General features: G+C 58.7%; 8 protein-coding genes. 4 read left to right on the top strand and 4 right to left on the bottom strand.

What is annotated here, in order from left to right; translation table 11 throughout:
- Positions 1-9 precede the first annotated feature (9 nt).
- The 3 genes from thiS to ACVWXF_RS06195 all read right to left on the bottom strand — a co-directional run bounded on the left by thiS (position 10) and on the right by ACVWXF_RS06195 (position 2,956).
- Positions 10-207, bottom strand: coding sequence for a sulfur carrier protein ThiS (thiS, locus tag ACVWXF_RS06185; RefSeq protein ID WP_414423912.1), 198 nt, complete (start codon positions 205-207; stop codon positions 10-12).
- A complete protein-coding gene (locus ACVWXF_RS06190; protein ID WP_457473931.1) occupies positions 195-1,463 on the bottom strand; it encodes an FAD-dependent oxidoreductase in 1,269 nt (422 codons plus the stop codon). Before ACVWXF_RS06190 ends, thiS begins: the two co-directional genes overlap by 13 nt.
- A gap of 416 nt (positions 1,464-1,879) precedes the next feature.
- Complete coding sequence (locus tag ACVWXF_RS06195) at positions 1,880-2,956, bottom strand: ABC transporter substrate-binding protein (protein ID WP_414406969.1); 1,077 nt, start codon at positions 2,954-2,956, stop codon at positions 1,880-1,882.
- 571 nt (positions 2,957-3,527) lie between these two features.
- Between ACVWXF_RS06195 and upp the strand changes: the two genes are divergently transcribed.
- The 3 genes from upp (at position 3,528) to ACVWXF_RS06210 (ending at position 6,066) form a co-directional block, all read left to right on the top strand.
- Positions 3,528-4,217, top strand: coding sequence for a uracil phosphoribosyltransferase (upp, locus tag ACVWXF_RS06200; RefSeq protein ID WP_011433955.1), 690 nt, complete (start codon positions 3,528-3,530; stop codon positions 4,215-4,217).
- Between the two features lie 270 nt (positions 4,218-4,487).
- Positions 4,488-5,372 carry a hypothetical protein gene (locus ACVWXF_RS06205; protein ID WP_457384211.1) on the top strand — a complete coding sequence of 295 codons (885 nt, stop codon included), beginning with the start codon at positions 4,488-4,490 and terminating at the stop codon, positions 5,370-5,372.
- A complete protein-coding gene (locus tag ACVWXF_RS06210; RefSeq protein WP_457473932.1) occupies positions 5,359-6,066 on the top strand; it encodes a tetratricopeptide repeat protein in 708 nt (235 codons plus the stop codon). Before ACVWXF_RS06205 ends, ACVWXF_RS06210 begins: the two co-directional genes overlap by 14 nt.
- Positions 6,067-6,642: 576 nt before the next feature.
- Here ACVWXF_RS06210 and ACVWXF_RS06215 read toward each other — a convergent pair.
- A complete protein-coding gene (locus ACVWXF_RS06215; protein ID WP_457473933.1) occupies positions 6,643-7,845 on the bottom strand; it encodes an LptF/LptG family permease in 1,203 nt (400 codons plus the stop codon).
- A gap of 173 nt (positions 7,846-8,018) precedes the next feature.
- Between ACVWXF_RS06215 and ACVWXF_RS06220 the strand changes: the two genes are divergently transcribed.
- Complete coding sequence (locus tag ACVWXF_RS06220; protein ID WP_457473934.1) at positions 8,019-8,936, top strand: pyruvate kinase; 918 nt, start codon at positions 8,019-8,021, stop codon at positions 8,934-8,936.
- Positions 8,937-9,005: the final 69 nt, after the last annotated feature.

A 9,005-nucleotide genomic window follows, 5' to 3' on the forward strand; every position in this document is an offset into this window, starting at 1 on the left:
ACTTGAGCGCTAGCCGCCGGCAACCGGAGCGACGATCTCCACCTGGTCGCCTTCTTGCAGACGGGTTTGCTCGTGCTGCGCACGCGGCACAAACTTCAGATTAACCGCTACCGCGAAAGGGCCGCTGGCCCCCACCTGAGCCACTGCCTCGGCCAAAGTGGTGCCTTCCGGCAAATCGTAAGGCTTCTGGTTGATCAAGACACGCATGGCGACAGGGACTCACCGGAAAGAGGGGCAGCCTGCACCTGAAAGGGGATCCCAAGCTGCTGGGCCAAGCGACAACTACCCTGGTGGAGATACTCCAAGACAGCATCGTGGATGGCCGGGGAGATCAGAAAGCCATGGCGATAGAGGCCGTTGATCTGCAACAGGCGAGGTGAGCGCTCCACCACGGCTGGCAGGTTATCCGCCAAGGTGGGACGACATTGGCTGCCCAATTCCAGGATACGCGCTTCGGCAAAGGCAGGATGTACGGCGTAGGCGGCGCTGAGCAACTCCAGGGCGGAGCGGACGCTCACCGGCGAGCGATCCTCAGATTCGATTTCAGTGGCCCCCACTACGAACAGGTGTCCCGGCTTGGGAGCGATGTAGATCGGATAGCGAGGGTGCAACAGCCGGGTTGGGCGCCGCAAAGAGACTTCCGGGGCATACAGGCGCACCACCTCACCCCGAACTCCGCGCAGCAGTCTTGGCCCGCCCCATTCTTTTTGAGCCCCCAGGCCGCGGCAATCCAAAACCCAGCCTCCGGTTTGTTGCTGCCAGGCTTGGGCCTGCTTCAGATCCCAGGGGCAACCCCACTCCACTTCCACCTCGTGCTGCCGCAGCTTGGTCAGCAGAGCCGACAACAGTTGGCGGTTGTCCAGTTGGCCCTCTTGGGGAAGATACAGGCCCTGCGCAAATCGCCCGGCTACCGACGGCTCCAGCTCGGCAATAGCCTGGGCATCCAGCGGCTGAGGGCGGGGGAGATGCGGGAGGTGTTCCCCCACAGCGGCCAGCAGGGACGAGAAACGTCTGGCTTCCCCGGCATCTTGGCGGTGCCAGAGGATCAGAGTGCCTTCTTGCTGAAAGAAAACCGGCTCTGGCAGGCTGGCCAGAAGGGCGGGCCAGCGGGAGAGGGCATAGTACCCCTGGGCCACCACACTGGCTTCGGCGACGGCGGACTCGGCCAAAGGAGCCAGCATAGCAGCGGCAAAATGGGCAGCACTGCTCTCAACAGCAGCAGCAGGAGCCGCCTCCACAATGCGGACAGGATGCCCAACCTCGACAAGGCTGGCGGCCAACAGACGCCCCATCAGCCCAGCCCCGAGGACAAGGATGGGATCCCGCTGCGCTGCCCAAGGCCAAGTGATCCCTGCCGCGTCAGCGGCGGGGAATGAGCCCGTCAGACTGGCTGGCGGGTCTGGCGGAGAAGAGGAGGGTGAAAGGGTCAAAGTGCCCTGCGCTGCTGACACAATGGATTCCATACTGGATCCCATGATAGGCTTTCCAGCTCGGCGATGAATCTGCTCCCACCTGTGCCTGCATTTGTTGATGGAGTGCTGGGCCAAGCTTCGCTGGAACGCCTTTTCACTTGGAGCTTTTTGTTTGATCTCGCTGTTGGTCTCCGGGATCCGTCTGGGGGTGCCGGTGTTGCTGGCGGTGTTGGGGGAGGTGATCACGCAGTGTTCTGGCATTCTCAATTAAACCGGAATGAAACATTTCCCTCTAGCCCCCTTCTCCCTCTGAGAGAAGGAATGGGGGTGAGGGCAGTGGCGCGGAGCGTTTAGGGGGTGTCTCAATCTAGTTTGAAATGACTATAGTTCCCCTCTCCCTTGGTGGAAGAGGGGCTGGGGGCGAGGGGGGATCCCTTGGGCTGAGAAGCGCCAAGGGTGGAAGTCCGTCAGGCAGTGTAGTAGGCAGTGCCTTTATTGACGAAGTCCAGTGTGTAGGCAGCCCGGTAGTTGATGGTTGGCTCAAATACGCCGGCCACCGTCATGCTGTCGAAGAAGTCTTGCCAGCGTTTGTCGGTCATGGCGCCAATGCCTTTTTCCAACGCATCGCCGGACAAGATGATGCCGTACTCCTGCAATTTCTCGAAGCTGTAGGCCAACTGGGCATCGGTCATCTCCGGGTTGTCCTGCTTGATCAAGCGATAGGCCGGACGGGGATCCTCCAAGAAGCTGTACCAGCCTTTGATAGAGGCATCCACGAATCGCTCCACCAAGTCGGGCTTGGTTTCCACCAGTTGGCGACGGGTTTCGATGGTGGTGGCATAGGGTTTGTAGCCCAAATCCGCCAGGAGGAAGACCACCGGCTCAAATCCCCCTTCCCGTTGGATGGCAAAAGGCTCGGATGTCAGATAGCCTTGCTGAGCTGAGCTGGGATCCGCCAAAAAGGGGCCGGGGTTGAAGTTGTAGGGACGAACCTGATCGTCGGTGAAGCCAAAGCGGGCCTTTAGGTAGGGCCAGTAGGTGGCAAGGCCACCTTTCGAGACAAAGATAGGCCGGCCCTTGAGCTCTTCAAAGCGCTGGGTGCCAGGGTGGGCCATGATGATCTGCGGGTCTTTTTGAAAAATGGCCGCCACGCACACCAAGGGGATCCCTTCTCGCACAGCATTGATCACCCCTGTGCTTCCCCCCATGGCAAACTCGGCAGCTCCACCGGCCAAAACTTGGGTGATGTTGATGCCAGGGCCACCCATCTTGATGGTTACATCCAGGCCATGCTCGCGGTAGATGCCGGTCGCCACCGCCTGATAAAAGCCGCCGTGTTCCGCCTGGGCATACCAGTTGGTAGCGTAGGAAACGCGATCCAGACCGGATCCCTGAGCCACTATCAGGGTGGGAGAGGGTTTGCGCTGAGCTTGGGCACCCCCTGCAGCCAACAGACCGCCCCCAAGGGCTGCGGCCCCCACCTTGAGAAGTTGACGGCGGCTCAGAGCCTTGGTGTTCGAGTCAGAGGGTTGAGACGAAGCCATAATCCATTCTCCCTAAGCTAATCCTTGCAAGGTGTGAGGGGGCCAAAGATGCAGGTACAGCCTATTGAGGGGCTACGGATACGGTTGTAAACCTACTTGTTCTAAACCTCATCGGAGTCAAGCCTCAGAAACACGATGTTTTGTATCCCTTAAGTTTTGTATCCCTTAATTTGTGAACAGGCTGTAACTTGCGACACCCCATTAAGCCAGAAACCCTTGGGCAGAGCGGTATCTCCGGCTACCGGCACTTGCAGACGAGAGCCGTTGGCGTTCGGTTCCATCGGCGGGAGGCCAAGCTGCCCTGGGGCCAGCACCTCAGTTCGCAAATGGCAAGAGGAACAAAACCCGAAACCAGCCTTGCCCTGGTTTATCCCAAACCTGTAGCCACCGAACATGACCGGCGCTCGAAGCAACCTGCAGATCTCATTCTGCCGCAATCTTGCTGGGTCAAAGAGCCCCACCCCTTGAGCATTTGCCGGAGCTGTTGGCAATTTATCCCCGGTCGGGATGGAGTTGCGGCCAATTGGAGAGCTTGCTTTCTAGAGCTTGCTTTCTGCTAAGGCAACCCGCTATGCTACCGCCCAGATTGAGGCATTCTCCCGTGGCAAGTCAGCAGCTTCGTGTCTATGTCCCCCCTCACCCGCTCATTAAGCACTGGCTAACCGTGGCTCGGGATGCGGAGACGCCCATGCCCCTGTTTCGCACGGCCATGTCGGAGCTGGGCCGCTGGCTAACCTATGAGGCGATGCGGGAGTGGATCCCCACCCAAACCGTTCAGGTGCAAACCCCTTTGGAACCCGTTGCCGCAGAGGTCATCGCGCCGGATACCCTGCTGGGCATTGTGCCTGTATTGCGGGCTGGCTTGGCGATGCTGGAAGGCTGTCAGGCCCTTTTGCCCCAGGCGCGGATCTTTCACATTGGCATGGTGCGGGATGAGGAAACGCTGCAGGCCAGTTGCTACCTCAATCGCCTTCCAGAGCGGATCCCTGAACAGATGCGCATTCTCATTCCCGAGCCGATGTTGGCCACCGGGGGCACGCTGCTCTGGGTTTTGGATGAGCTAAAAAAACGGGGGGCGGATCCCAGCTTGGTTAGAATTGTCAGCGCATTGGCAGCGCCCCCAGGGTTACAGCGGTTGGGATCCCACTACCCGATGGTGCAAATCTTCTGCGCCATGATTGACGAGCGGCTGAACGATCGAGGATTTATCTTGCCCGGGCTGGGGGATGCAGGGGATCGCGCCTTCGGCACAGAGAACTAGCCACTGACCCACTCAATCTGTCTGTCTTCTCTGCTGCTGGTTTTTGAGCCAAGATCTTCGGCAACACACGCATTCTGTAGTGCTCAATCGAGCTTTTACCACTTCTGGCGCACGGATTGCCCATTCACCCAGATGCTTTGAGGGAGAGCATTTGGGGCTAATCCCCCTCAGGTTGGTCAAGCTATTGGATCATAGGTACTGTAGGACGCTTCAGCTGGTCGCGCTACTTGCAATTCTGACGGGGCCAGCGCCTTTCCCTTTCCTGCACCTATGCGACTTGTCCTTACCAGTTTAGATGGCAGCTTGCTGGATCTAGAGTTCAACAGCTATGGTGCTGCCCGACAAGCCTTGGCTGCCCTAGAGCGCCGCTCCATTCCCTTGGTGCTCTACAGCCTGCGCACCCGCGCTCAACTGGAACATGTGCGGCGGCAGTTGCGCCTGGAGCATCCGTTCATCTGTGAGGATGGCTCTGCCGTTTACGTTCCCGAGCATTACTTCCCGGCGGGCATCCTAGACGAGCAGTGGCAACACCGACCGCCCTACTACGTGTATGCTTTGGGTCTGCCCTATTCTCGCCTGCGCAGCATCCTGCAACAGGTGCGTCAAGATTTCCACTTGGACTTGATCGGGTTTGGGGATTGGACTGCCTCTGAACTGGCCGCTGCCACTGGGATCCCTTTGGAAGAGGCGGAGCGGGCGCAGCAGCGAGAGTACAGCGAGATTTTCAGCTATTCCGGGGATCCCGAAACCCTGCGGGAAGCTTTTGCCCAGCAAGAAGCCAACCTCACCCAACATCTGCTGCGGGTGCGTCAGCTTCACTTCTCTAGCCTGCCGCAATGGTATCTGACCGGATGGATGCAGCCAACGATGGCCGCAGAACCCAATTGGTTACCGGGGGAACAGGCGGTGCAGCGGCTGCTGGATTGCTACCAACGGCATCTGGGCCCTATCAAAGCTTTGGGCATTGGGTGTTCCCCGCCAGATGTGGCCTTTTTGCGATGGTCGGAACAAAAAGTGGTGCTTCCCAGCCCCATTGCGGATAGTCTCTGGAGTGAGGCCCTGCCTCAATGGCAATTGGCTCAGCTCCCGGGCCCAGAGGGGTGGAATGAAGTGGTGTTGATGTGGTTGGAGGAAACAGATCATGGTGATGAATAGGCAGCAGATTGGTCGTCAGGCTGTACCCTTAGGCCTGAAAACGGTGGGGTGCCTGCTGAGCTTGGCGGTGGCCATGCCTGCCCACGCGCAACCGCCCATGACCCTACTGACAGGGGAGCCGACGGTCGCCCAACTGAAGGAAGACGGAGCTCGCTATCTGCAGATGGGCTTTCATACCTTGGCCATCAACGCCTACCGGAGCGCAATTGAACTGGAAGAAAAAACCTTGGTGCTGCCCAGCGAACGGGATCCCGACGTGCCTTTCAACCTCGGCTTGATCTATGCCCGTCAAGGCAAGCTGGCGGAGGCCCGCGCCGCCTTTCAGCGCTCGGTGGAGGTGGATCCCAGTGGCTTTAAGGCTCGCTATCAACTGGCCTTGGTGGATCTCAAGCTGGGGAACCTGGTCGCTGCCAAAGAGCAGCTCACCCTCTTGGCCCATGCCGCCAGCGACCATCCCGAAACCCACAGCCATATTCAAGCTCTGCTGGCCACTCTGGAGTCTGTTCCCTTGCCCGGCCAACAAGGGGAGAACCCGGCTCGCCCTCCAGCCGTTGAGTCAGAAGCCGCCAAGCTTTTGCTCGAACCTCAGAAAACAGAAACAGCCGCCCTGCCCACCGCAGCTGAGCAAAAACTGCCAGAGGAGACAAAACCTCTCTCGACTCTGCAGCGGCTACGTCAACGGGAGCGGGACTAGAGCCCCCTCTAGTTTTAACTATTTCTTAGGGCATGGGGCCGGCTGCCAGGGATCCCGTCACCGGGCCTTGGGCTAGGCTCGCCCCTTTTGGGGATCCGACTGAGAATCCTCGGGCTGGGGCCCTTTGGTGGTGAACACCGTGGTGAACATCATCAGCATGCCTGATACATTTACGCTGAACACTGCTGAACATCACTGTTCAACTATGCAGCGATAGCATTCTGTTTGTTTCCAAACAGAATGGCGGTATCCCGCAAAGCTTTGAGTAGAATACCCAAAGCGCAGTTTCCGTGTCGTCTTACTACCAATTTTCTGCTTTGCTTTGGCTACCATGTTGGCAGACTCGAAAGTAAACAGAAAGATCAACTGGTAGTAATCCGTACTGAACATATTATACATTACTTTCAGTATAGTTGAGCTTATTATTGACTAGAGTCATGCTCCCCCCAAGATCAGCAGGGCTAATCCGCCAAACATCCAATTCATCCAAGCTTGAACTTCCATGGGGGAGCTCTCCAGAATACGAGAATCCATTGGGCAGTTTTATCCTACATCTGGAGAAACGGTGCCCAGCAGCTACTGATTGGCTCGGTAAAGCAACCCCAGCCCTACGGCGGCACAGATCAAGTTGGGCAACCAAGCCGCCATTGCTGGCCCCAGCGTCCCAATTTGTCCCAGCGCCTGGGTGATGAACAGCAGCACATAGAAGGCAAAGATAATCAGCACACTGATGCCCAACCCCAAAGAGGAACCGGTGCGCTGCGGGCGCAGCCCCAAAGGCACCCCAATCAGGGTAAACGCCAGACACGCGAAAGGAATGGCATACTTTTGGTTGAGGCTGACCTGCAGACGGCGCACCCGTTGCAGATCTCCAGAACTGGCGATCACCTCGATGTAATGCTTCAGCTCCCCAATGTTCATTTCCTCAGGGCTGCGAATCTCCTGAGCCAGCTCCAGCGGCGCGCGAGGCAGACGCAACTCCTGCCGGCTGAAGGTGGCAATGTTGCTGTAGGTGCCATCCGGAGAAACGATGTAGTTGGTGCCATCCTCAAACACCCAAAGATTCTCTTGGGGATCCCAGCGTCCCCGTTGGGCCAGCAGGATTTGGTTGAGCGCTTCGTTGGAAAAATCCAGGACGATAATGCCGCGCATTTGCTTCCCATCGAAGCTGCGGGCGTAGAACTGACGGGTTAGCCCTTGTCGCCGGGAAAAGGTGCCGTCTGGCTCAGGCATGAGGATCTCGCCAAATTCTTGGTAGAGGATATTCTCCCGCCGGAAGTCCGGATCCCGATTTAAAGCTCGGTTCAAAGTCGTGGCTGCCTGGCGATTGCTCACCGGAACCACCAGCTCATTGAACAGAAAGGTTAAAGCCGTCACCAGCAAGCTGAGGATGAGGGCAGGCACCATGAGGCGGTAAAGGCTCACCCCGCAGCCGCGCAGGGCTGTGATTTCGCTATCGGCAGACAAGCGCCCATAGGCCAGCAACGTCGCCAGCAACATGGACATCGGGAACGTCAGGACGATGATCCCCGGCGCCCGCAACACAAACACCTGTAACGCCGCCGAAAGCGACAGACCCGCTTCCACCACCAGGCGCACCAGCTCAAACAGGGATCCCACCGCCATCACCAAGGTTGTGAAAGCTCCCACCCCAAAGAGAAACGGCAGCAGCATCTCCGAGAGGACATAGCGATCCATCAGGCCCACCGCGCAAACGAGGGAGAGCCTGTGGTCAGGCCGCTCGCGGGAACGGGCAGGAGGGAGAGAATGAAGTTTCACGCAACCCAAGGAAGTAGTAGGCAGGACAGCCGAAGGCTGTTAACGACTCTAGACCGGAACACTGGGCAATGAAAGGCTATCGCCTTCCTTTCTCAACCTAACCCGCCTATGATCGACCCCAAGTAAGCTCAGGCATAGAATTGGGCCGGGTTTGTCTTGGGAAGACTTTCGACATGGTTTCCTCCTCTTCCCCCTCCTGCAATCTTAGGAGTTTGCTGGAGCGGCTCCTGGAGCTGCGGCAGCAGGTTGTAGAGGGATCCCAGAAATACTTGGCCGCTTGGGGCTGCCTTACGAGCCCTCCTGCGGCCATCCACAACCTGGCGCGCTACCTGGCGCTGCGCCAACAGGATCTGCGCAGCTTGCAACTGGAGCTGGCGGCTGCGGGGCTGTCCTCGCTGGGGCGCCGTGAGTCGCGGGTTCTGGAGAGCCTGGATGCGGTGATTGCTATTTTGGCAGCCACCCAGGGTTTGACCCATACGGCACCCAGCTATGAAGAGTTTTACGCCGGGGATACGGCACTAGAGCAGCACGCCGAGGCGCTGTTTGGCCCCCCTTCTCCCCATCGCCGCGCGCGCATCATGGTGACCCTGCCCAGCGAAGCCGCCGAGCAGCCGGAGCTGTTGCTGCAGTTGTTGGAGCGGGGCATGAACGTGGCCCGCATCAACTGCGCCCACGACGAGCCCTCGGTGTGGGAGAAAATGGTGGCCCACTTGCGCCAGGCCGAAGCCCAGACCCAACGGCGTTGCAAGATTTTGCTGGACCTGGCCGGCCCCAAGATCCGCACCGGCCCAGTGGCCATGCCCCCTGGCAAAACCAAGGTGTACCGCGGGGATCGCATCCTGCTCACCCCGAAGGTTCCTGAGGCCAGCGCCGATATCTCCTGCCAGGTGACCTGCAGCCTGCCGGAGGTTTTGGCGCACCTGCAGGTAGGGGCAAGTGTTTGGATCGACGACGGCAAAATCGGCGCCCGCGTGGTAAGGATCGAGCCGGCAGGCGTGGTGCTGGAGGTGGACAAAGTTGCCCCTCAGGGCAAGAAGTTGCGAGCAGAAAAAGGCCTCAATTTTCGTAAACTACCCGGCTCCGACCGCTAAGCGGTACGGAGCGGGCTTTCAGTAGCCCTGAGCCTGCTCTGCTCTACCAGAGAACAAAACAGGCCCGAA

This window comes from Thermostichus sp. MS-CIW-40 (assembly GCF_054058315.1).

Coding starts and splice junctions, on each gene's coding strand:
- ACVWXF_RS06220 (WP_457473934.1), top strand. CDS start 8,019: ATGGTTTCCTCCTCTTCCCCCTCCTGCAATCTTAGGAGTTTGCTGGAG.
- ACVWXF_RS06210 (WP_457473932.1), top strand. CDS start 5,359: ATGGTGATGAATAGGCAGCAGATTGGTCGTCAGGCTGTACCCTTAGGC.
- upp (WP_011433955.1), top strand. CDS start 3,528: ATGCTACCGCCCAGATTGAGGCATTCTCCCGTGGCAAGTCAGCAGCTT.
- ACVWXF_RS06190 (WP_457473931.1), bottom strand. CDS start 1,463: ATGGAATCCATTGTGTCAGCAGCGCAGGGCACTTTGACCCTTTCACCC.
- thiS (WP_414423912.1), bottom strand. CDS start 207: ATGCGTGTCTTGATCAACCAGAAGCCTTACGATTTGCCGGAAGGCACC.
- ACVWXF_RS06205 (WP_457384211.1), top strand. CDS start 4,488: ATGCGACTTGTCCTTACCAGTTTAGATGGCAGCTTGCTGGATCTAGAG.
- ACVWXF_RS06195 (WP_414406969.1), bottom strand. CDS start 2,956: ATGGCTTCGTCTCAACCCTCTGACTCGAACACCAAGGCTCTGAGCCGC.